Below are 21,572 nucleotides of genomic sequence, written 5' to 3' on the forward strand. Positions count from 1 at the left end.
GGATTGTGTTCAAAGGTCGTATTTATGGGTTCAAAAGCACTAAAACCACAAAAGATTAGAATCAACAACAATACGGCTTCTGGTATGTATATTCTTTTGTATGATGATGAAATTAGATTTACAAAAGACAATGAAACAAAACCGCCAAATAGAATTTATCAAATACAAATTGCAGTTGAAGCAATGTACAATCATAAAAGATGTAGAGGTAAAAAAAACTTTACTATCCATAAAGGTACAAGTATCATCAAAGCAGTTGCAGATATGCAAAAATACAAAGTCGAAATGCAAACAACGTTGCGGGAAAAAGGAACACTCAAACAAGAAAGAAAAAATTTCAAGCAGATCAACAGCAAGGACAGAAAACTATCATCTGTTTATGAAGCATGGATAAATGGAAAAAAGATTAATCAAAGTCCGACCACTGTTCGCCTTTATGATGGCTGCTATAATACACATCTTACAAAGCTCAAAAATAAAATCATTGATGATATTACCGAAGATGATATCCAAAACATTATAAATACTATGCTTAACAATGGCAAATCTCCATCAACTATAAATATGGTAAAAATGGTTATGAAGCCACTTTTAGATATTAATGATGTGCAGCTTAATTGGAAGAAAATAATATTGCCAAAAAATGATAAAAAAAGAACTTTTAAAGGAACTGATGAAGATGCAAAAAAAATAACAAAAGCACTTTTAGAATATAAACATCCTATTATGAGAGGTATATTCGCTTTTTTGCTTAGTGGCAGGAGGATAGGAGAAACATTACAACTTGAATACAAGCATATTGATTTTAATTCTGATACTTTTACGTTACCCAAGGAAATAACCAAAACAAAGACATCATCCACTTATGTTTTAACTCCCCTGCTTCTTAATGCCATAAAATCCCAAAAAACGACCACAGGAAAAATATTTGCACTCAAAAGGGATGCTGTAAACTATCATTTCCATAAAGTTATGCAAAGCATTAATGTTCACAATATGGTTATGCATGACATACGCTCAATGGTAGCAGTTGTTGCACTTAGAAACGGAGCTGACATATACGCAGTAAGTAAAATGCTCTCACATAAGCTTTTATCTACTACTGAAAAATCATACATTGGAAACGGCACGGAAAGAGCTATAGAAGCCCAAAATACTTTTTTAGCAGTTGCAGGCAACACTGGCAATGTAATAGATGTCGAAGTGAGTGATACTGACACCGAATATGAAGCACTAAAAAAAATATATCCAAATGCAACAGATGAAAAAATATATGAGATTATGGAGATGATGAAATGAAAAATATTCAAGATGTTATAGATGATATTTTAAGGGGCATGTAATGGCAAGACCAAGTAAAAAAACTTTAGAACTAAGAAAAAAAATATTAGATACTGAAATATTTAAAAGAGATAATAGCATTTATGAAACACTTAATGATATCGCTCAAGATAGTAACAAATACTCAATTGCATATTATTTTTCCTTAAAATGTTTTTCAAGAAATCCAGATAGGGGAAGAGGAAATATTGTAGCTGACATAATAGAAGAAAAAATGAAAAGTGACCTTAGAAAAGAACAGGCATATATTTTATTAAGAAATCTTAATGAAGATATTGCAGAATATTACTTAACTGTTCTTAAAGATGAAAAACTTTTTTATCAAGACAAAGAGATGATAAACAACAAATATTTTATTGAAAATGAATTAGAGGTTGCTATTATAAAAAATGCTCTAAGCAAAGACAGAACAAAATATTTTTTTAATGAACTTATTAGCTTAACATTAAATGATATGACAGATAATGAGTTTATTGATTTCCCATTAACAAAAATTGAAAAAAACGAGATTATAAATTCATTAAATGAACATGGATGGAGAGCTGATAAAACAATAATTCATTTATCTGTATTGCCTAATGAAATTGAAAGTATTTTAAATGATAATAAGAATAAAAATGTATTTGCAGAACTTGACTTAACAAAATCAAAAGAGGAAATTTTAGAATATGTTTCAAAACTAAAAGATGATTTTGATGATGACCCATCACAATTTCCAAATGCCTATGAATTTTTAGGAGAAAAACAAGAGGTATTTAGTTGCGATTTGAAACAATGCGACATATATAAAGATACACGAAGTTTAAAACCTATTAATGGAAGATTATCTGATGTGCTTTTTATTTATGACTGTAAAAAAGTCAATGAGATTTTAGGAGCTGATGTATTTACAAATGAATATATTACAGATGAAATAAATAGATACTGGCAAGAAATAAAAAATATTTCCACTGATGGGTTTCATTCTTTAGATGAATATTATGCACTTGCAAAAGAGTACATAAACAATCAGAAATACAAAGATTATTTAACAGGAATAAAACATCCACTATAAAACTAACTTACAATAAATGGGGTTATTGAAATCCCGTTAAATACCTCTTTTTAAATCTTTTTTTTAGTATCAAAATACCCCTATCAAAACATAGGAGTACATCAAATGACAACAAACTACACGGACTTAATCCCAAATAAAGTTTTATTTAACCTAAGAGAAATTGACGACTTGGGTATTATTAAGATGGATATGGCAAAAAAGCTTATTTCCAAAGGAATACTTGAAACTGTACGAGTAGGAACAAAGATACATGTATCGAGAGCCGTACTTATAAAGTACCTCGAAGATAACACCGTAGCAGTAGCAAGTTAGGTTACTGTCATGTCAAGCATCAAACATTATGTATATGCAGCCATAAAAGATAATCCCTCACGCTATGCCGTTGATGGTGGCGACTTACACCTGATAAATGACTACTTTATATCGCAAGGGTGGCAACCTTTGATGATTGAGCAGCATAAGGCTATTGCAGGAGTGATACGACAGCGAAACGAGTTCTTAAAAGACGATACTAATCGTGCTTATGATTTACGAAAAAGAAAAACGGCTTATGTACATGTAGGGCAGACAAGTATCTTTGATTTTTTAGATGCTGACACAAAAGAACAGCTGCCTAAAATCATAAAATATTGGAGTGCTGATGCTTCACGCTTTGAGTATTCAAATAGTAGAATTAAAAAAAGCATAAGAGGCGTTGATGATGAGCATATAACCGCTGCAAAAGTGATGTTGCCTCTCCTTGTAGCAAACCCACAACTCAAACAAAAACGAGTAAAAAAAGCGAATATTGGAGACACACACAAAGTACCAACCGACCGAGCTTTAAACAATGTTTATGATGGAGTATTGGAGACAAATTATGATGAGGTAAAGCAAGGGTAGCACCCCTTGCCTATAAATGCATAAATGAATTGTAGCACAAATTCTATACTTTTATCAACCACAATCGCTGCCAATAAAAAATCAGTATATGGTTTTGAAGTGACAGAACTTGCTTCACTTGATGAGCTGATTCGTGTCATGAACACAAAAGCGGTATCAAGTGGACTTTATCTCAACGGACACAGGCATCAAAACTTCTTAAAAGCGTGTGGCAATGTTTACTTTATTGATATTGATGTAGCACCAGTAGCCAATGAAGTTCCTTACTATAAAACAATCGAACAAAAGTTAAAAGATAAAAATGTATCTTTTGTAAGCGTACCAAGCCAAAGTGCAAATGCGTACCCTTATAAAAGGCACATAGCAATTATTCTTAATGGATGCTTACCAACAAGCACAAAAGCTTTTAAACTTGCTTCACTTTTCATACTTGATTATTTATGCATTGACATTTCAAAAATAGATGAAGCGGTGGCAAATGATGTTACACGACAATTAGCACCGGCAAATATAAATCATAACTTTACAAATATTGATGAGATGTCAAACTATTATGAAAGTGAGCCTTTATCACTTCCAAGTGAATACAAAGCCAAATACACCACTCAAAATGAACATAGCAGCGATATTTCAACAAACAGTATGATAACTTTTGCAGATGGCACGACCGTATCAATTTATGATGCAAAAAAACTTGTAAGTGCCGGTAGCAATAAATCTTGCTATTGTGTCAATCCAACACATGACGATACAAATCCAAGTGCAACTTTTTATCACAATGTGGACGGAACTGTAAAACTGTTTTGCGGAAAATGTGGCAATATTAAAATCTCAACTCATTTTATTCCAACTACTCCAACAGTTGCACATCAAAATTACAACTATTCGATTGTCATCAAAAAAGATGATACAAGCCCTACAAATGATTTACTCGCAAAAATAGGCAAATATACATACGAAACACAACAAAGCTTAATTTGGCACTTCAAAGTTAATTCTATGAGTGATATCTATATGCTACTTCTTGCAAAATGCTATTTAGTTGATAATTGTTTTGAAGTATCGACAGTAATGCCAAGTAAAGTAGCACAAATACTTTTAAATGTTGATGTGTTGAAGCCTTTGACCGTAAACCAAACATTACCGACTGTTTTTATAAAAGCAACTTCAAAATTGACACCGCTCCAAGTCCGGTATATGCAAATGAAGCAATACATACAGCGAAGCGGTTACTTATTTGTTGAAGCATCAATATTTGCTACATTTCAAAACATTATCAATCCAAACCGTGATTTTATCACTACATGTAATCTGGGTTTGGCATATTTTGAACACATACTAAAAGTACAGCAGGAGCAACAGGGCTTGATGCAAAAGGACAAACTATTTCCTATGAAATTACAAGGCAAGGCAAAAGTGAAAGCAAATCAAAAGCGTACAGAAAAATCAACCAAAACAAAACACTCAAATATGACAAGTAAACAAAAGCAGGTTATGAAGCTTTTAAAAAATCCAAACTATCTTAAAAGTAATGGCAAACCAAACATCACACTTATAGCAAATAAATTAAATATGCATCGTAGCACTGTTCATGAATATATAAAAAAGGTGAGTAACAAATGATGAATAATATACATTTATATAGCAGATACATATCCGACACTTTTAACACCTTACAAAGTGCGAATTTTAGGGCTTTAAAATCAGTAAGCAAATACATATCCGACACTAATCCGACACTTTTTAAATTTAAAAATATCAAAAAAACTAATAAAAAGGAGTATTTGAAATGATAACTTTACGACCATACCAAAAAGATATCATCCAACAGGCGACCAAAGCAAAAGGCAGTGTTTTAGTTGAAGCACCCACAGGATCAGGTAAAAGTGTAATGGCTTCAAAGATAGTTGAAAATGAAACTTTAACAGGTGGCAGTGTTTTGATAGTTGCCCCAAAAATAACACTGCTTGAACAACTTGCAGATACATTTCAAGACCTCAACCCTCAAATAATTCACGGTAGAAAAGATTACGACCGTAAACATAATGTATTTGTATCGACACTGCAAACAGCTCATAAAAAAGATTTAGGTTTTGTACCAAGTATGATTGTCATTGATGAAGTGCATTTTGGATTTAGCGGAAAGATGATTGAACAACTTCTGCAAGATTTTAAAGGTAAACTTGTAGGACTTAGTGCAACACCTTATGACAAAAGAGGCAAACCGTTGCAAGGTTTCGAACTACACATTAACAAGTATGATTTAAACTATATGATAAGCAACGGCTATTTAGTTCCGCTTATAAGTTACCAACCCATAAAAGTTAATCTCAAAGATATACGAACAACGGCAGGAGATTATAATCAAAGCGATTTGGAAGAAAAATTTAATACTATTGAAAGTGTTATGCAGGTGGTGGATAGTACAAAAAAGATGATACAAAGACGTAATCAAGGTTTGGTGTTCGGTATCACAATTAAGCATAGTGAAGCCCTTGCAGATGCATACAATGATGCAGGAGTTCCAACAAAGGCGATACACTCAAATCTTAGTGCTGATGAACAACAACAGATAATGAGCGAGTTTAAAAGTAAAAAGCTAAAACTACTCACTAACCCGGATATGCTCACAACAGGCTTTGACTATCCACCGTGCGATGTCGTTGTTCTTGCACGAGCTACCAAAAGCCAAAACTTATATAAGCAGATGGTAGGACGGGTATTACGACTTGCGCCAAATAAAGATAATTCTGTCTTGCTTGATTGTGCAGGTGTCATAACTGATTTAGGATTACCGACTGCACCCATAAAGCCAAATAAAGAAAAAGTAACTGATGCAATAAAAAGTACATGTAATGAGTGCGGAAGCAGTCGAGTATATCGAACACTGAAAAATAATCAGGCTTTTAAGGTATGCGCTGCATGTGGATTTGATGAAATTGTCGAGAGTGAACAAGGGTATGAGTGTTGCGAGTGTGGATTAATACACGGCAATGATGCAAATTTCTTTGTCAAAGATGAAAAGTTATTTTTGAAGTGTAGCAGTTGTAAAGCATCAACGGTTATAAGTGAAGCAACCACACATGATGAACTCAAAGCAATATTTGATAAAAACATTGTTGAAGCGATTAAGAGCAGAATAACCGCACAGTATGTTACATGGCTGATTGATAATCATAATGCAATGTTTCCATTTAATAATGCCGTTATACAACAGATAAAAGCACTCCATAGTTATATTGAAGATAATCCACATGTGCTTTACAACTTCAACAGCAGCATGATTAAAAGTGACGGGTGGAGCATTGTAGAATACAAACAAAAGCCTGCAATAAATATTGAAACATTGAAACAAAAGTTTTTTAGCATCAAGGGTACCGGCATCATTGAAGCGATAAAAAATTTAAATATTGTGCTTGAAGCCGAACATAAAAATGTCATCAATGATGATGTACTGCAAACAGTTGTGCATCAAATCAACAGCTCACGGATAAACGGCATTGAAGCAATGACTATCCAACGACTTAAAAATATTTATAGCAATAAAAAAGATTGTAACAGCATAAAAAACTTTGTGCCATACATTGAGCGCAAACGAGGAGCGTCTCCTTAATATCAAAAATAAATATTCACAAAAAATACATTACAAAAAAGAAAAAGGACTAAAAACAATGCAAAATACAGCAGTAAAAACAAAAAGAAAATATGAGAAAAAATTAACAAATGCTATTAAAAAAGTAGGCGGTATTTCTCTTAAAAAAGAGGGTGTAAATATTGACTTTATCTCATTAGCAGAACCAAAAGGGTTATATGCAGTCGATAACTATGATATTGATTTTGTGAAGATAGAAGCAATAGTGCAAGAAGTATCAACAGGCGAGGTTATGGCATTTAATAAAGAGTTTGGAGTAATGCGGTTAGAGTTTGATTTTATGGGAAGTAGAGAGGCGTGTTATAAGTTTCTACTTGATGAAAAAGAGAATGATGCCGAAGCAATAGCACGACTTCATTTAACTATAAACGAAGGGGCAAGTGATGAAAAATAATGAACTTACAATAGCCGAACTTTTAGAGAGTGCTTCTCCTGAAATGTTAGAGATTATTAAAAAAAGAGTGATGGGAGAAGATATAAAAAAACAGGCAGGTAAAAAGTACGAAGCATATTTAAGTTGTGCTCAAAATAATTACACTTCACGGGTAAATGCTCAAAACCTACTGGCATTAGAAAGCGGACTGCTGCAAAATTTACAACGTGTACAGGAAGCACTCGATCAAGAGTGGAGCATAGAAGACCAAAGAACGGCAAGAGAGGTTTTGGAAGATGGAAAATGAAATAAAAATAACACATATACATCAAGGCAAAGATGACGAGAGCAGCTTTATAGAGTTTATCAAGTTAGATAACGGAAAAACTTTATTATTGCAATGGAACTCTTTTATAAAGCGGTTTGGCGTTGAGGTCATAGAAGCCTTTAAAACCTCAAGACCACAATAACAAGTATTTGTACTTCCAAGCCGAAACAATGGCTTAGAGGTGCATTTATGTTAAAATAACCACTACATCAATAAAAGGCGTGTAAGTGGAATTTTGGGAACAAAAGAACAGATTAAAAAGTAAACCTACACTAAAGAATAAAACCATCTTGACGCTTGAACAGATTTGTAAAAAATATAATCTATCAATGGGAATGGCTATTGAAAGCATTTTTGATAATAAAATAGATTATTTATCGGAACATGAAGAAGTTAAGGATATGGGCTACATGAGCTTATGATCCAAAGAATGTGCCAGGAAAGAAGAAACTATGCAGCGTTGGCAACTCGTCTAACTTTGTGTGTTCTCAAGCAGAAACTTAGCACAGTTGCTTACTCATCTAACTTTGTACGAATTTGGCAGAAACTTACCGGCAAGTAAACATGGTCCAAAGAATGTGCCAGGAAAGAAGAAACTATGCAGCGTTGGCAACTCGTCTAACTTTGTGTGTTCTCAAGCAGAAACTTAGCACAGTTGCTTACTCATCTAACTTTGTACGAATTTGGCAGAAACTTACCGGCAAGTAAACATGGTCCAAAGAATGTGCCAGGAAAGAAGAAACTATGCAGCGTTGGCAACTTATAATAAAAAAGGTACTCCTTAGAGGTTTATCACTTGCGGGTAGTGTGAACCTCATCATTTTACTATTTTACTTTTTTTTTCAAAGTGTAAAGGAATTTGGTTATTTTAATATTTCTTTAAAGTGTAAGCGAACAGGTGTAAAGGAATTGCGGTACATGTAAAGGATAGTGTAAAGAATAAAGCCCTACACGCCTTTTTTACTTCAAAAGCGATAATGATACATCAAAAGAGAGTTAAGAGGTTTTAGCGTGATTTTTGTGATGATTTTAATGTAATCTGTAAGAAGCCTAAGAGGTGGTTAGTCTCTTAGGTTGTAGTTATTGCTTTATAGCAAAAAGTAAATACACTATTGCTATAAGCAAATAGCCTACGGTATGAAGATTGAAAAAATCGGGTATCATTTTTAAACCTTACAACAATCTAACCCCATAACCCAACCATCTAAAAAATAGACCAAAAAAAAAGCCCTACCACTCAATAAAGAGCGATAAGGCTTAATTGTTGCAAAGTTTGATACCCGATTAAAAACTTCACACACAAAGCAACCACGCTTTGATGCAAGAATTATAACACAGTTTATTTAATATGTGTCAATGCCTATAAACGAAATAAGTCAATACACCATCCTAAGGGTATAAACACCATAGTAAAACGCCCTCTAAGGGGTTATTTTAAGAACATAAGCCTACTCTTTACAAACATTAGCACGGATGATTTCTTTTAATTCCTTACAGTCTTTGTTCTCTATGTAGAGATTTAGCCATGATTCTACCCATAAAGGCACATTAGAACTTCCACCCCAATTATTAACTGCTGATGTAGATAGCTCAAATTTTACAGCAAATTCTTTTTTTGAAAACCCAGCTTTTTTGAGAAGTTCGTTTAATTCCATTTTATCCATTTTTACACCTTGTTACTAAAATATGTAACAAATTGTATCATAAATTACATTATTTAGTAACTATCTATTGACTTACTTACTAATATTAGTATATAATACTTGTATAAAAGATAAAAACTTACTTTAATTAGTAACTAAAGGCTAAAAAATGAAAACTTACCAAACACTAAACGACATCAAAGACGAAGTCACAAAAGATGAGCTTTTAGAGATTATCGGATTATCTCTTGATGCTGGTGTATCTATTGAAGAAGCAATAGTGGAGTTTATAGAGGCAAATTATGAAGATTTACAGGAGGTAGCATAATGCAAGTATCAAGATACAAAACAGCGGAACTTATCAAAGCTACAAACGGAAAAATCTTTGCGTGTGAGTTCATCAAAAAAGATGGCTCATTTAGAAAGATGGTGGCACGTCTGGGAGTTGCCAAAAATCTTAAAGGAGGTAAAAACGGAGTGAGTAATAAAAACAGCTTAGTGACTGTTTGGGATATGCTGGCAGGTGGTTATCGTATGATTAACCTATCTACACTTACAGCGTTAAAAGTTGCAGGTGTTAAATACGAGGTGGTATAAGATGATAACAATCACAGTCACTGACAAAACAGCCGAAGCGATAAATATCCTTAATGATAGATATTATTTCGGACTGTTTGAGCATTTAACCGCAAATAGTGAAGAAGAATATCTTTTCAGAGATGCAATCGAGAAGATAGCAAAATCAATTCAAGAGGAGAAAAGAAAATGAAAGTAAAAGTGTTCCTGCCGTATGGCTACAAGATATTACATGTAACAGGTGCTGATGGTATTCAGTCAATAGCAAAAAAATATTTAAGATGGGAGTATGTGTCATGAGTACAGAAAATAAAAAATTAATGTTATACGGTTTCAAAGATTTAGATTTGCAAGTAAAAAAGCTTGAAATGGTGGAATTGTCTCTAAGAGAAGATATTGAAACATACATGTATATGTTAGAAGATAAAAAAGAAAACAGCAGTGCGGAAGACGTTAGATTTATAATGCTTGATTTATTGACAGCTATACGAAGAAACGCAACGGCACTTGATGGTTTTATAGATGATATGAAGAAAGCAAGTGTTAGAAAACTAAAAGAAGACAATCCGCGAGCCGGAGAAATAGAAATCTATTTTAATGAAGATTTTAAAAAACAGTTTGCCAAATGGTAATAGTTTTCGGTCGAAAAATTGGCGACCCAATATGAAAGTGGCAAAGGAAGAATAGATAAAAGACGGCAAGATTACGGCAAGGCGGAGGGTATATAAAAATTCTACATGTAATAGCCTTTTGGTTCATCGGACACTTGGTCACGATTTTATCGGCGTTATGTTTCAGAATTTAAAAAAGGTTTCACTAAATATAGTAGTAAATTTATTGTAAAGAAGTAAATAGTATAATTCTGTAAAAATATATTATTGTATTTAAAAAAATCCCTACTTATTTTAGTATTTCTATCATAAAGTAGGGATTTAAAAACAACTATAAGCACTATAATTAGGGCTTTAATTGAATTTTAACAACGATATTAACAGATTGGTAGGATAAGAAAATGGACGAAATTGAATACAAATTATATATAGATGATGTTATCAGACGGGTTGAGACGGCACGTCTAAAGGTAAGTGAACACCATATAGTAAAAATTGTTGCTGTGAGCAAATACTCAACGGCTGATGAGATAAAAAGACTGTACCATATCGGTCAGCGTGCTTTTGGGGAGAATAAGGTACAGGATTTAAAAGCAAAAGCAAAAGAGCTTGAAGAGTTGCCGCTTGAATGGCATTTTATAGGCAATCTGCAAAAAAACAAAATCAACAACCTTTTAGATATTAATCCAAGTCTTTTTCAGGCACTTGATTCATTGGAACTTGCCCATGAACTGCAAAAAAGACTTCTGGCAAAAGAGATGACGCTTGAGTGCCTTTTGCAGATCAATTCGGCAAAAGAAGAGAGCAAGCACGGTGTTATGCCTGAGGATGCCATAGAAACCTACAAGCAGATTATGCAGGAGTGTCCGAACATACACCTTAAAGGTGTTATGAGCATAGGCGCACACAGTGATGATGAGCAGCTTGTAAGAAAAAGTTTTGAGACGACCCATGCAATCTATGAGCAGCTTCCAAATGCAACAATCTGTTCTATGGGAATGAGCCAGGATTTTGAGCTCGCTATTGAGTGCGGGTCAAATATGGTTCGCCTTGGCTCCATTATGTTTCCCAAGTAAGTTTTTTATCTAATCTAATTATAATTATTATAAGATATACTTTTAGCAAAATTATAATTAGGATTAGTTGATGACAAAAACAAATTTTATGGATAAGTATCCCGTCTTTTCATTACATGTAAAGAAAAATGAAACAAGTTTCAAAAATGCAGATGAAATTATTGCATATTTTCAAGAACACATACAAGAACATCCTGTAGCTACTTTTATAGCGATTTTCGATCACTATCAACACACATCCTCATTACAGGACGCTACTATTGCCCCTGAAATAAAAGATGCAAAAAACATTGTATTTTGTTTTGGCAAACAGCTGCCAAATGCTAAAATACTTGCAGTGCGTCCCAGAAGCATAGGTGTTTGTGAATTGGATGACAGTTTTGAGATCAGTTTTTTAGAAGTTCCAAATGAACAACTCCAAAACGTTGTTTATGAATGGGTACAGGCACTAAAAACTCAAGCCTAGTTTACTCTTCTCTTAAAGCGTACCGCGTGAGAGCGTGGATTTTGTATCAGCTCTTTTTGGTACGCTATCATTGCATGAAACGGTTTTAAAAAACCGGCTAACTGTTCTTCTTTAATCTGCTCTATTTTCCACTCCTGCAACAACTCCAAAACAACCAAAGTCGATTCTATTGTAGAGAGATAATTTTCATCCGGCTGTATTTTTATTTGATATTGTGACGTTTTTGTCGTTGTAAAGCTCATGTGTTTGAGTTTTTGCAGGTTTTTACTTTGTGTAAACATCTTTTTTGTACAGCTCCACGTAGAGTCTATCAAAAAAATCGCCAGAGGCTTTTGGCTTCTTTTTGGATTTGCAGTTGTCAGGTTCACAGCATCTTCTGAGGGAAAAAGTATATAACTCTCATGTGTGGCAATAATCTCATTAATTCTAGTGTTACATGTAAAGTCTATGCCGACAAAAAGTTCGGAATTGTCAAGACTCTGATGCGTGAAGTGCCCTGTATTGTTTTTGACCTTTTTAAACTCTTTGGGGTGCATCAAAATGACAAATTTTGTTTGTGTCTGTATATGCTCAAAATGCCCGCACATGCAGGAACTTTTGGGTCTATAACACTTATAACATTTTTCTCTGTCGCCCATAAGTACCTCTCTATAGATAACCCCAAATTCAGCAAAGAACAAATAGTTCTAGTGCTAGGCAGATTTCTGCAGGACTAACTGGTTAATCCAAAGGAATCTAACGACGCAACAGGGCTATTTGCTCTTTGCCCGAAGGGAAGTTTAAAAAGAGAGCTACTGCTTCGTTAAAAATCCTTGAAGCTACTAGTAGCTCCTACGAATCTTTGCCTTACATTAGCCCTCTTTTTAAGCTTCTGAAACTGGGGTTATCTATAGAGAAGTACTTTAATAAGTTTTCATTAATGCAATTATACTAAAATTACAGAATGATTGAACCAGAGAATAAAAAACATTATGATGTCATCGTTGTCGGAAGCGGTGCAGCCGGAATCATTGCAGCAATAGTTGCGGCACGTGAAGGCAAAAAAGTCCTCCTTTTGGAAAAACTCTCAAAAATAGCTTCCAAACTAAAAGCCACAGGCGGTGGCAGATGCAATCTTACAAACACCCTTTCAAATGAAGATTTCATGGCACGTTTTGGAAGAGAGGGGCGTTTTATGCAAGATGCACTCAAAGCCTTTGACAACAAAGCTCTCGTCACTTTTATGGATGAAATCGGCGTAGAGACCCATGCCCCTGACGGATTTAGAATTTTTCCCACATCACACTCTTCTGCCACCATCATTGCCGGGCTCCAAGAAGAGCTGCTCAGACTCGGTGTCAGCGTTACATGTAACCAAAGAGCCACAAGGCTTTTAGCAACCGGCAATCACATAGACGGGGTTAAAACACAAACAGATATCTTTTATGCACCCAATGTCATCATCGCAACCGGTGGGCTTGGTTACCCTGTGCTTGGTGCTGAGGGTGACGGCTACAATCTTGCCAGTGAAATCGGTCATAAAGTAACCGACCTCTCCCCTGCCATGATGCCCTTAAAAACAAAAGAGAGCTGGGTCAAAAACTGTCGGGCTGACACCATTGCCAAGGTTGAACTGCGTGTCAATCTGAAAAAACATAAAAAATTGCGGGCAAAGGGTGATTTGATTTTTACAAACTCCGGCATACGAGGACCCGTTGTGCTTGATTTTGCCAGAGAGGTCACACCGCTTTTAAAAAAATACGGTGAAGTGCCACTGCTGTTGAATCTGACAAAGGGAAAAAATGAGGAACAGATACGCGAACATTTTAAAAAAGAGAGTGCAAAAAAAAATATGACAAACATCTTGCAACTGCTTAAAACTCTTTTGCCGGAAGCACTTGGCCTTGAGCTGTGCCGATTAGCAGACATAGAGCCAGACACACCATACAAAAAACTCGAAGGGAAAAAACGAGACAGACTTATTTCACTCTTGGCATGGACACCCCTCACCGTTACAGGACATGACGGCTTCAAAATGGCAATGATAACAAGAGGCGGCATCTCCCTCAAAGAGATCAATCCTAAAACAATGCAGAGTAAGATTATGGACGGTTTGTATTTTTGCGGCGAGGTTATGAACCTTGACGGTCCCTGCGGAGGATACAACCTGCAATGGAGCTTTGCCAGCGGCTTTCTTGCAGGCAAACTTTTAAAATAAAAAAGCTTAACTTAATGACAGTGAGGTTGAAACCCAGGTTTCAAGAAAGTATCGAAAATACAAACTTTACTTTTTTTGAGTCTGCCATAGTGGTTTTACCAGAGCACACTCCCAACCGTCATATTTTCCATTATAAGCTTCACTTACATCTATAAGTTCCACAGTCAAAGCATCTATATCATAATAAAAAGGCTTGTCTTTTCTGTAAAAAGAAATACCGTACATTGTTTCATCTCTAAAAGGCACTTCACTTCTTTTTTGCTCTGCAAATCCCATCTCCTGAATTTTTTGCACAAATCCTTCTCTGTCATCATTACATGTAAAGTAGCTTTTATGTTCTATTGCCCTTGCCTGCTGAAGGTCATCACCTTGTTCTTTAAGGTTGTCGCAGGCATGATGATTGGTGATGATCTGCCACTCTTTTACAGTCGGAAAGAGAAGTTTTTGATAAACCTCCCATTCGCTGTCTATGCGTGATCCAAACTCATAACTGTACTCAGGAAAATGTTTCATCGCATCTTCGACTGTATTTTTCCATTCAAAATCCATTTTCAAAGCATAGATAAAATTTACTGCACCCTGTGTGATAATGCGTCCTATATATTTTCCGTTGCGATACCGCAAAGACTCCATCTCCAGCCTGTCTTCTATAAATCCGACATCATCACCCTCTTGTTCCCAAACCAAACCGTCCTCTTTTGGATTATTCAGTTTTACTTTGACAAATCCTACATACATGTACTCCCCATCCGGCACGCTGTCTGCCACACCGGCATTCAATGACACCATCGCCGCATGCCCGTCCATAGGCTTCATATACGCTTCCCAATACTCTTGCATCTCTACTCCATTTCCAAACTCATAAGGAACATATCTTCCCCGTCTGTTACATTGACATCAACCGAACCACAACTTTTACAACAGTAATGAATTTTTTCAAGTTCACTGACTTCTTCACAACTGTTGCACTTTATGACAATCGGCTGAATGTTCATGACAAACTCCGCACCGTCGGCTATGGTCTTTTCCTTAAAGGTATTAAACGCAACCTCAAGAAGGTGCGCTTCTATACCGCTCATGACACCGATTTTTACAATGATTTTTGTTACTTTTGTTGCTTCATTTTCTTCGGCAATATTTTCAATCTGTTCCAATAGTGCCTGGACTACACTGTACTCATGCATTTGCTTTTCCTGAATGATTATTCGTTATTGTAGCTTTTAGTCGCTGTGGTGTTTCTAAAGGGCATATTTTATAGACAAATTCATAGCGTTTTTTATGAAAAGAGCTGCCTTCTTCCCAAAATTCCGGGTACATCACTGCTATTTCTTCTTCACGATGATGTTCTATCTGTTTTTTATGTGATTCTATGTATTCCTCTTTGTCCCATAAAAAATCTTCTAATTTTTCCTCATCACAAATAAGTTCCAAACAAAAATTTTCAAGTTCTTTTCTATACTCTTTGTGAGCAAAAAGTTTGTCCGCCAAACCTGTCTCTTTTGCTTTGCCTGCACTCAAAGGCAGACACTCCTCTAAAATCTTCTCAGCATACTCTTTACCGACCCGCTTTGGTAAGCTGTAGGTGTGATACTCACTGCCACTGAGACGCAATGTTTTGTAGTGGGGATTAAGCACAACCCCTTCTTTTACCACAACATAATCACAGGCAAGTGCCAAAAAAACACCGCCTGCTCCCGCATTTTTATGAAGAGAAGCTACAGTGACTACATCATCGGCAAACAAAACACTTTTTACCAAATCATTTATTGCATTGATATTGCTCCAGCCGTCTTCGCCGTTTTTTTTACTGTCTTCTAAAATATTCAGATGAATGCCATTACTGAAAAAATCCTCTCCGCCCATCAGCACAACAATTTTCACCTGCTCTTTGATATATTCAAGAGCATATTTTAATTTCATACACTTGTCACTGCTGAAGGCACCGTTGTGAAAATTGAAATACAAATATGCCACTTCTTCTTTTATATCACAGCTTATTTCATAAAAAGTTTTATAACTTTTGTCAAAAATCAAAGGCAGTCTTTGCTCTTTGACACCTTGCAATCGCTCTTTTAAAACATAGGTGGCAGGAAGTTTGAAACGATTTGGCTCTTTGAGATGGGTAATCCAGACCGCTCCGTCAACAGTTCCCAGGCAGATGGCACCGTCTCGTTTAGCAAGAATCTCTTTTGGTTTACCTCTTAGTTTTTCCTCTCTCCATGCTCCGTACAGGTAACATTCTACTCCTAAAAGTTCATCTTTTACTCCAGGATGAGAATCACTCATATATATTTTTTTTAGAATTTCCTGTGTTGTGTCTTTCTGCCAGTCAATCGCTCTGTCTTTTTGAGACAGAGCCTGATGCATCGGTAAATTTAACTGCGATGTAAACTTTTTGCCCTGTATATTTTCTAAAAAACCATCAAGCATACTGTAAAAAGTTGTTATAACTTCATTTCTGTATATACTTGCTTTGTAAGCTTGCCGCATCCCAAAATTTTGTGTAATGACAACATCACCACTGTCAAATTCTCCATTTGCTTTAAGAACAGTAACTCCCCACTCTTTTTTGTCAAGCCTGATGGCATTATCTATCGCATACGCCCCTCTGTCACCCAGTACACCAGGATGGACAATGTAAGTATCGATGTTTTCATAAATCTCTTTGGGTACAAACTTCTTTAAAAACGGACACAAAATAAAATCGGGGCCAAAACAAAAAACCTCATCTATCATCTGTTGTTCATTGATGGCAAATACCACATCAACACTGTACTTTCTGTCTTTAAAGTAAGTATATGCCACCTGTGTCAAGGAATTAAAGGCACTGACAAGAAGAGTAATTTTCATGTAAAAAAACTTATGACTTCAACTTAAGCGGAATTTTGTAAAACTGTTCTATCGCTTTTTTTCCCAAATACCCGAGTATTCCATCTACTTTTACAAATGATGCTGTTGCAATGGCAAATTTTCCTCCAAGGGCTATGGCCAGACCGTAAATTTTTATGTTTGCTTTGATAAGCGGTTTTTGTTTGATTGTACGGAGGATATTTTTTGCAGCGATGACTCCGCTTTGTTCTGCGGTTTGTGCGGTTTGCGGTAACGGTTCACCTGTTTTGTCTTTTAAAAATGCACAATCCCCGATAGCAAATATATGTTCATCTACTCGCAGATACTCATCGACCTTTAAAAGATTTTTCTCTTTTTCAAAGCCAAGATTTTTTATAAATTCACTTACTTCGAGTCCAATGGCTACAACCCCAAAATCAAACTCTATGAGCTCATCCTCAAGGTGTAAGCTGTTTGCTTCAACTTTTTGTACCATTTTTTGCAGTATGCGTATGCCGCTGTTTTGTAAAGTTTGCAGTGCTTTTTTTCTGGAGTGTTCATCAAGTTCACTCAAAAAAGCATCTGCAATCAAAGAGATTTGTATCTCCTGTGCCAAATTTGATTTTAAAAGATAATTTTGCATCTCAGCAGCAATCTCAACACCACTCGAACCGCCGCCGATAACAACTATGTTCGTATTTTTTTTCTCTTTTTTGAGATGTTTTACGATGGTGTCCTCAAAAGATTGTTTCAAATGCAAAGCATTTGAGAGATTTTTAACTTCAAAAAGATGATCATTTTTAAAAATAGAAGGAAGCAGTGTCTTTACCCCTACTGCTATTATGAGATAGTCAAAAAAATATTCTCCTTCTTTACATGTAACCCTATGTGTATCCACCTTGAAAACTTCATCCTGGATAAAACAAAAATTTTTATCTATCCCTTTGACAAGACTGTCCAAAGGGATGATGATATCATCCAAAGAACTGTTCAATGCAACAAGATTATAACTTTCTGTCTGCAGATAATGATAGCGGTTTTTATCTATCATCGTTACCTCGATGTTTTCATTGTTGGCCAAAGTTTCCAGTGTTTTGATACCGCCATAGCCACCACCGAGAATAATAACTCTTTTTTTTCTGTTCATCTGTTACCTTCTGCTGTATTCCTGTATATGTTCAAGTCGTGCTTCTATAGGAGGGTGTGAGGCAAAAAAACTTCCTAAAAATCCGACTATTCCAAATGCTCTGTAATCATCGCTGAGTGCCAATTCTTCTTTTGGAATACGCCCTAATTTCGCCAGTGCATAGTATATTCCCTGTGGTCCACTCAAATCAACAGCCCCTTCATCTGCACGATACTCTCTGTGTCTTGAGTACCACATCAGTATAGCAGTAGCAAACAGAGAAAAAATCATCTCTAAGGCAAAACTTATCGCAAAATACATCATATGATTTGTATTGCCGTTTCTGTCTCGCGCAACCATAGAAGCAAGTAAACGGGAGACAAATATGACAAAAGTATTCAAAACCCCCTGCATAAGTGTCATCGTAACCATATCACCATTTTTTATATGACTTATCTCATGTGCAAGAACGCCCTCTATTTCATCTTTGTCCATACTCTCAATAAGTCCGGTACTCACAGCAACAAGAGAATTGTTTTTATCCCAGCCTGTTGCAAACGCATTCGGTGGTGCATCAAATATACCAACTTCCGGCATACCTATATTTGCCTCAACGGCAAGCTTGTGAATTGTACCCAAAAGCCACTCTTCAAAACTGTTTTGCGGTGTATCTATCAGCTCCACACCCATGCCTCTGACAGCCATCCATTTTGACATAAAAAGAGAAATAAAACTTCCCCCAAAACCAAAAAGTGCAGCCATCATAAAAAGCCCACTCATACTCTGTTGATCAATATAAATACCAAAAAAACTGCTTAGAATAAAAAGTGCTACATACAGTGATGCCATAACAGCCAGGTTCATTACTATTAACATGATTAAAGACATAGTTTTCCCTTTATAAAAAAATTATAATTTATTGTAGCTTCTTTTTTTATGCTCTTTTGCTACATAAGTAGCTTAAGCGCGCCTCTGAAAACCCTTAACAGATACGGGGCAAAAGTTCCCCTGTAGGGGTATCTAAAAACCTTTTTGTTCCGTACGGGCTTAACAATATAACTTTTTGACTGTATTGTTTAGTGACACTGGCAATTGTAACAGCATTTTTGGAATTTTCAAAACCATGCAGTATATCAAGTGCTTTTTGTGCATCTTCTTTTTTCACTGCCAAAACAAAAGTACCTTCATTTGCAAGGTTGAGTGCTTCAAACCCCAACATCTCACATACTCCGTTTACCTCCTGCGAAACAGGAACAGCATCTTCTTGCACTTCTATACAGATATTGGATTGTTTTGCCCATTCATTCAGTACCGCACTGACTCCGCCACGCGTTGCATCCCGCATAGCAGTGACTTTCACACCTGCATCGAGCAAAGCCTGCACCTGATGGGTCAGTGATGCACAATCACTCTCTAAGGTAGTTGAGAGTTCTATTCCCTCACGAGCACAAAAGATGGTTGCACCATGACATCCGATATCACGACTCAGCAAAATAACATCATCAGTTGTGATATTGTTGGAGCTTATCCCTTTTTTTTGGATTTCTCCTATTCCTGTTGTATTGATAAAGATTTTGTCAACACTGCCACGGGGAACAACTTTTGTATCACCGCTGACAACTACAGCACCATTGACTTCAAGCTCTTTTTTCATACTGCGCACTATTTTTTCAAGTTCACGGGTTGAAAACCCCTCTTCTATAATAACACTGCATGTAAGATATTTCGGCTTTGCACCCATCATGGCAAGATCGTTACATGTACCGCATACAGCCAGCTTTCCTATGTCTGCTCCCGGAAAAAAAAGAGGGCTTACCGTAAAACTGTCTGTAGAAAATGCAAGTTCACCGCCATGTATCACCGCGGCATCTTCACTTTTTTGCAATATCTCATTTTTAAACGCTTTGTAAAAAATTTTGGAGATAAGCTCGTTGTTCTCTTCTCCGCCATTACCCATGGCCAAAGTTATCTGTTTGTTCATAATAGATTTCCATATTTATAATACGCCGCACAGGCACCTTCACTGCTGACCATACAGCTGCCAAGCGGTGTCTGCGGTTTGCAGGCTGTACCAAAGATCGTACATTCGTTTGGTTTTGCCATTCCTCGAAGTATATCACCGCAGATACAAAGCTTATGGTCTTCTATCTCCTCTTTTGGTAAAATATCAGCATAAATATGTTCCGCATCAAGATAAGCATATTCGTCTTTGAGTCTGTATCCGCTATCGGGAATATTTCCAAGTCCCCGCCATTTAAAAAGAGAGGCTTTTTCAAAATACTTCTCTATAAGTGCCTGTGCTTTTTTATTGCCGTCATACGAAACGAGTCGTTTGTACTCCACTTCAAGTTCGCATCTGCCTTCATTGAACTGTCTGACTATCATCAAGATAGCTTCCATGACATCGACCGGCTCAAACCCTGCAACCACTACAGGTCTGTTATACTTTTTTGGGAATTTTTCGTAAATTTTACTTCCCGTTATAACGCTTACATGTGAAGGCCCCAAAAAAGCATCAATTCTGTTGTTATAGCTGTCTACATGTTCATCTCTGCTGTCTATAAGCTCCACCATGACTTCAGGAACCGTGACATGGTTGATATGAAAGAAAATGTTTTTTATCTCTTTTTTAATAACAATATCTATAAGTGAAGTTGTCATAGGCGTTGTTGTCTCAAAACCGATGGCAAAAAAGATTATTTTTTTATCCGGATTTTCCTGAGCAATTTTGAGTGTATCAAGCGGAGAATAGACAAAACGCACATCCGCACCTTTTGCACGAGCATCCTGCAGACTGCCGTGGCTTCCGGGTACTTTTATCATATCACCGAGTGTTACCAAAATCGTATCATCAAGCTCTGCCAATATGTAGGCATGATCAATCCGCTCTTTTGGCATAATACATACAGGACATCCCGGTCCGTGGATAAAGTTTATATTTTTTGGCAGAAGCTGCGGGAGACCAAATTTCATGATAGAGTGTGTATGACCGCCACAGACTTCCATGATATTAACCGGTTTTGGAAGTTTTTTTGCCTCTTCGTTTATAAGTTTTGCAAAACCCTCGATTACCTCAGGATTTCGAAAACCGTCATACAGATCTTTTAACTGGAGTTGGCTCATTTTATGCACCTCTGTTTGGACAGTTATCATCCTCTTCAACCAAAGAACGCCGCTCTTCCTCATCAAGTTTTTCTAAAATTTCATTATAAACTCTGAGTGATTCGAGGGCATCCTCTTCATCTATTTTGTTCATAATGAAACCGATATGCAATAATACATAATCACCGATTTGTACATCATCTTCTTCCATAAGTTCGAGTCCTGCCTCTCTTGTGATACCCATAGTATCAACAACCGCAACATTACGCTCTTTGTCTATCTTTACTACTTTGCTTGGTATTGATAAGCACAT

Annotated in this window: 27 protein-coding genes; 17 read left to right on the plus strand and 10 right to left on the minus strand. The window is 36.1% G+C overall.

Features of this window, described 5'->3' with window-relative positions; genetic code table 11:
* Positions 1-24: 24 nt before the first annotated feature.
* From ETP70_RS07180 to ETP70_RS07220, 10 genes are all read left to right on the plus strand, one after another.
* Positions 25-1,299 (plus strand): tyrosine-type recombinase/integrase, encoded by a 1,275-nt coding sequence (locus tag ETP70_RS07180; RefSeq protein ID WP_151900542.1) that lies wholly within the window; start codon positions 25-27, stop codon positions 1,297-1,299.
* A gap of 43 nt (positions 1,300-1,342) precedes the next feature.
* The gene (locus tag ETP70_RS07185) at positions 1,343-2,395 is read left to right on the plus strand and encodes a hypothetical protein (RefSeq protein WP_151900543.1); all 1,053 of its coding nucleotides are present in this window, start codon (positions 1,343-1,345) and stop codon (positions 2,393-2,395) included.
* A 105-nt stretch (positions 2,396-2,500) separates the two neighbouring features.
* Positions 2,501-2,710 carry a DNA-binding protein gene (locus ETP70_RS07190; RefSeq protein ID WP_151900544.1) on the plus strand — a complete coding sequence of 70 codons (210 nt, stop codon included), beginning with the start codon at positions 2,501-2,503 and terminating at the stop codon, positions 2,708-2,710.
* A 9-nt stretch (positions 2,711-2,719) separates the two neighbouring features.
* Positions 2,720-3,280, plus strand: a complete 561-nt coding sequence (locus tag ETP70_RS07195; protein WP_151900545.1) for a hypothetical protein — start codon at positions 2,720-2,722, stop codon at positions 3,278-3,280.
* A gap of 24 nt (positions 3,281-3,304) precedes the next feature.
* The gene (locus ETP70_RS07200; protein ID WP_151900546.1) at positions 3,305-4,903 is read left to right on the plus strand and encodes a LexA family transcriptional regulator; all 1,599 of its coding nucleotides are present in this window, start codon (positions 3,305-3,307) and stop codon (positions 4,901-4,903) included.
* 166 nt (positions 4,904-5,069) lie between these two features.
* Complete coding sequence (locus ETP70_RS07205) at positions 5,070-6,893, plus strand: DEAD/DEAH box helicase (RefSeq protein ID WP_151900547.1); 1,824 nt, start codon at positions 5,070-5,072, stop codon at positions 6,891-6,893.
* 58 nt (positions 6,894-6,951) lie between these two features.
* On the plus strand, positions 6,952-7,326 hold the full coding sequence (locus ETP70_RS07210; RefSeq protein ID WP_151900548.1) for a hypothetical protein: 375 nt from the start codon (positions 6,952-6,954) through the stop codon (positions 7,324-7,326).
* Positions 7,316-7,612: a hypothetical protein gene (locus ETP70_RS07215; protein ID WP_151900549.1), complete on the plus strand. Its 297-nt coding sequence runs from the start codon at positions 7,316-7,318 to the stop codon at positions 7,610-7,612. Before ETP70_RS07210 ends, ETP70_RS07215 begins: the two co-directional genes overlap by 11 nt.
* On the plus strand, positions 7,602-7,775 hold the full coding sequence (locus tag ETP70_RS12400) for a hypothetical protein (RefSeq protein WP_188109957.1): 174 nt from the start codon (positions 7,602-7,604) through the stop codon (positions 7,773-7,775). The genes ETP70_RS07215 and ETP70_RS12400 overlap by 11 nt, the downstream gene beginning before the upstream one ends.
* 85 nt (positions 7,776-7,860) lie before the next feature.
* The gene (locus tag ETP70_RS07220; protein WP_151900550.1) at positions 7,861-8,055 is read left to right on the plus strand and encodes a hypothetical protein; all 195 of its coding nucleotides are present in this window, start codon (positions 7,861-7,863) and stop codon (positions 8,053-8,055) included.
* Between the two features lie 1,026 nt (positions 8,056-9,081).
* Here the strand turns inward: ETP70_RS07220 and ETP70_RS07225 are convergent.
* Positions 9,082-9,297 carry an XRE family transcriptional regulator gene (locus tag ETP70_RS07225; RefSeq protein WP_151900551.1) on the minus strand — a complete coding sequence of 72 codons (216 nt, stop codon included), beginning with the start codon at positions 9,295-9,297 and terminating at the stop codon, positions 9,082-9,084.
* Positions 9,298-9,445: 148 nt separating this feature from the next.
* Here ETP70_RS07225 and ETP70_RS12405 point away from each other — a divergent pair, with 148 nt between their 5' ends.
* From ETP70_RS12405 to ETP70_RS07245, 6 genes are all read left to right on the plus strand, one after another.
* Complete coding sequence (locus tag ETP70_RS12405; RefSeq protein ID WP_188109958.1) at positions 9,446-9,604, plus strand: hypothetical protein; 159 nt, start codon at positions 9,446-9,448, stop codon at positions 9,602-9,604.
* Positions 9,604-9,873, plus strand: coding sequence for an SH3 beta-barrel fold-containing protein (locus tag ETP70_RS07230; protein ID WP_151900552.1), 270 nt, complete (start codon positions 9,604-9,606; stop codon positions 9,871-9,873). The genes ETP70_RS12405 and ETP70_RS07230 overlap by 1 nt, the downstream gene beginning before the upstream one ends.
* 1 nt (position 9,874) lies before the next feature.
* Positions 9,875-10,045, plus strand: a complete 171-nt coding sequence (locus ETP70_RS12410) for a hypothetical protein (protein ID WP_188109959.1) — start codon at positions 9,875-9,877, stop codon at positions 10,043-10,045.
* 103 nt (positions 10,046-10,148) lie between these two features.
* Positions 10,149-10,484: a hypothetical protein gene (locus ETP70_RS07235; RefSeq protein WP_151900553.1), complete on the plus strand. Its 336-nt coding sequence runs from the start codon at positions 10,149-10,151 to the stop codon at positions 10,482-10,484.
* A 380-nt stretch (positions 10,485-10,864) separates the two neighbouring features.
* The gene (locus tag ETP70_RS07240; RefSeq protein ID WP_151900554.1) at positions 10,865-11,539 is read left to right on the plus strand and encodes a YggS family pyridoxal phosphate-dependent enzyme; all 675 of its coding nucleotides are present in this window, start codon (positions 10,865-10,867) and stop codon (positions 11,537-11,539) included.
* A 70-nt stretch (positions 11,540-11,609) separates the two neighbouring features.
* A complete protein-coding gene (locus tag ETP70_RS07245; protein WP_151900555.1) occupies positions 11,610-12,005 on the plus strand; it encodes a DUF6858 family protein in 396 nt (131 codons plus the stop codon).
* Here ETP70_RS07245 and ETP70_RS07250 read toward each other — a convergent pair.
* Complete coding sequence (locus ETP70_RS07250) at positions 12,002-12,592, minus strand: tRNA-uridine aminocarboxypropyltransferase (protein WP_230973237.1); 591 nt, start codon at positions 12,590-12,592, stop codon at positions 12,002-12,004. The genes ETP70_RS07245 and ETP70_RS07250 overlap by 4 nt on opposite strands.
* A 356-nt stretch (positions 12,593-12,948) precedes the next feature.
* Between ETP70_RS07250 and ETP70_RS07255 the strand changes: the two genes are divergently transcribed.
* Positions 12,949-14,202, plus strand: coding sequence for a BaiN/RdsA family NAD(P)/FAD-dependent oxidoreductase (locus ETP70_RS07255; protein WP_151900557.1), 1,254 nt, complete (start codon positions 12,949-12,951; stop codon positions 14,200-14,202).
* A 66-nt stretch (positions 14,203-14,268) separates the two neighbouring features.
* On the opposite strand, the gene ETP70_RS07260 is transcribed toward ETP70_RS07255, so the two are convergent.
* The 8 genes from ETP70_RS07260 to ETP70_RS07295 form a co-directional block, all read right to left on the minus strand.
* Positions 14,269-15,042 carry a DUF695 domain-containing protein gene (locus ETP70_RS07260; RefSeq protein WP_151900558.1) on the minus strand — a complete coding sequence of 258 codons (774 nt, stop codon included), beginning with the start codon at positions 15,040-15,042 and terminating at the stop codon, positions 14,269-14,271.
* A 2-nt stretch (positions 15,043-15,044) separates the two neighbouring features.
* A complete protein-coding gene (hypA, locus tag ETP70_RS07265) occupies positions 15,045-15,386 on the minus strand; it encodes a hydrogenase maturation nickel metallochaperone HypA (RefSeq protein WP_151900559.1) in 342 nt (113 codons plus the stop codon).
* Positions 15,379-17,052: an enoyl-CoA hydratase-related protein gene (locus tag ETP70_RS07270; protein WP_151900560.1), complete on the minus strand. Its 1,674-nt coding sequence runs from the start codon at positions 17,050-17,052 to the stop codon at positions 15,379-15,381. Before ETP70_RS07270 ends, hypA begins: the two co-directional genes overlap by 8 nt.
* A 10-nt stretch (positions 17,053-17,062) precedes the next feature.
* Positions 17,063-18,178, minus strand: a complete 1,116-nt coding sequence (locus tag ETP70_RS07275; RefSeq protein ID WP_151900561.1) for an NAD(P)/FAD-dependent oxidoreductase — start codon at positions 18,176-18,178, stop codon at positions 17,063-17,065.
* Between the two features lie 3 nt (positions 18,179-18,181).
* Entirely contained in the window at positions 18,182-19,045 is an 864-nt protein-coding gene (gene htpX, locus ETP70_RS07280) for a protease HtpX (RefSeq protein WP_151900562.1), read from the minus strand.
* 94 nt (positions 19,046-19,139) lie between these two features.
* Entirely contained in the window at positions 19,140-20,138 is a 999-nt protein-coding gene (hypE, locus tag ETP70_RS07285; RefSeq protein WP_151900563.1) for a hydrogenase expression/formation protein HypE, read from the minus strand.
* The gene (gene hypD / locus ETP70_RS07290; RefSeq protein ID WP_151900564.1) at positions 20,135-21,280 is read right to left on the minus strand and encodes a hydrogenase formation protein HypD; all 1,146 of its coding nucleotides are present in this window, start codon (positions 21,278-21,280) and stop codon (positions 20,135-20,137) included. The genes hypE and hypD overlap by 4 nt, the downstream gene beginning before the upstream one ends.
* A 1-nt stretch (position 21,281) precedes the next feature.
* A complete protein-coding gene (locus ETP70_RS07295; protein WP_151900565.1) occupies positions 21,282-21,572 on the minus strand; it encodes a HypC/HybG/HupF family hydrogenase formation chaperone in 291 nt (96 codons plus the stop codon).

It is taken from the genome of Sulfurimonas hydrogeniphila (assembly GCF_009068765.1).
Lineage (GTDB): Bacteria > Campylobacterota > Campylobacteria > Campylobacterales > Sulfurimonadaceae > Sulfurimonas > Sulfurimonas hydrogeniphila.

Coding starts and splice junctions, on each gene's coding strand:
- ETP70_RS07245 (WP_151900555.1), top strand. CDS start 11,610: ATGACAAAAACAAATTTTATGGATAAGTATCCCGTCTTTTCATTACAT.
- ETP70_RS07205 (WP_151900547.1), top strand. CDS start 5,070: ATGATAACTTTACGACCATACCAAAAAGATATCATCCAACAGGCGACC.
- ETP70_RS07250 (WP_230973237.1), bottom strand. CDS start 12,592: ATGTGCGGGCATTTTGAGCATATACAGACACAAACAAAATTTGTCATT.
- ETP70_RS07270 (WP_151900560.1), bottom strand. CDS start 17,052: ATGAAAATTACTCTTCTTGTCAGTGCCTTTAATTCCTTGACACAGGTG.
- ETP70_RS07190 (WP_151900544.1), top strand. CDS start 2,501: ATGACAACAAACTACACGGACTTAATCCCAAATAAAGTTTTATTTAAC.
- htpX (WP_151900562.1), bottom strand. CDS start 19,045: ATGTCTTTAATCATGTTAATAGTAATGAACCTGGCTGTTATGGCATCA.
- ETP70_RS07260 (WP_151900558.1), bottom strand. CDS start 15,042: ATGCAAGAGTATTGGGAAGCGTATATGAAGCCTATGGACGGGCATGCG.
- ETP70_RS07185 (WP_151900543.1), top strand. CDS start 1,343: ATGGCAAGACCAAGTAAAAAAACTTTAGAACTAAGAAAAAAAATATTA.
- ETP70_RS07275 (WP_151900561.1), bottom strand. CDS start 18,178: ATGAACAGAAAAAAAAGAGTTATTATTCTCGGTGGTGGCTATGGCGGT.
- ETP70_RS07215 (WP_151900549.1), top strand. CDS start 7,316: ATGAAAAATAATGAACTTACAATAGCCGAACTTTTAGAGAGTGCTTCT.
- ETP70_RS07235 (WP_151900553.1), top strand. CDS start 10,149: ATGAGTACAGAAAATAAAAAATTAATGTTATACGGTTTCAAAGATTTA.
- hypA (WP_151900559.1), bottom strand. CDS start 15,386: ATGCATGAGTACAGTGTAGTCCAGGCACTATTGGAACAGATTGAAAAT.
- ETP70_RS07200 (WP_151900546.1), top strand. CDS start 3,305: ATGAATTGTAGCACAAATTCTATACTTTTATCAACCACAATCGCTGCC.
- hypE (WP_151900563.1), bottom strand. CDS start 20,138: ATGAACAAACAGATAACTTTGGCCATGGGTAATGGCGGAGAAGAGAAC.
- ETP70_RS07210 (WP_151900548.1), top strand. CDS start 6,952: ATGCAAAATACAGCAGTAAAAACAAAAAGAAAATATGAGAAAAAATTA.
- ETP70_RS12400 (WP_188109957.1), top strand. CDS start 7,602: ATGGAAAATGAAATAAAAATAACACATATACATCAAGGCAAAGATGAC.
- ETP70_RS07195 (WP_151900545.1), top strand. CDS start 2,720: ATGTCAAGCATCAAACATTATGTATATGCAGCCATAAAAGATAATCCC.
- ETP70_RS07240 (WP_151900554.1), top strand. CDS start 10,865: ATGGACGAAATTGAATACAAATTATATATAGATGATGTTATCAGACGG.
- ETP70_RS07225 (WP_151900551.1), bottom strand. CDS start 9,297: ATGGATAAAATGGAATTAAACGAACTTCTCAAAAAAGCTGGGTTTTCA.
- ETP70_RS07230 (WP_151900552.1), top strand. CDS start 9,604: ATGCAAGTATCAAGATACAAAACAGCGGAACTTATCAAAGCTACAAAC.
- ETP70_RS07180 (WP_151900542.1), top strand. CDS start 25: ATGGGTTCAAAAGCACTAAAACCACAAAAGATTAGAATCAACAACAAT.
- ETP70_RS12405 (WP_188109958.1), top strand. CDS start 9,446: ATGAAAACTTACCAAACACTAAACGACATCAAAGACGAAGTCACAAAA.
- hypD (WP_151900564.1), bottom strand. CDS start 21,280: ATGAGCCAACTCCAGTTAAAAGATCTGTATGACGGTTTTCGAAATCCT.
- ETP70_RS12410 (WP_188109959.1), top strand. CDS start 9,875: ATGATAACAATCACAGTCACTGACAAAACAGCCGAAGCGATAAATATC.
- ETP70_RS07255 (WP_151900557.1), top strand. CDS start 12,949: ATGATTGAACCAGAGAATAAAAAACATTATGATGTCATCGTTGTCGGA.
- ETP70_RS07295 (WP_151900565.1), bottom strand. CDS start 21,572: ATGTGCTTATCAATACCAAGCAAAGTAGTAAAGATAGACAAAGAGCGT.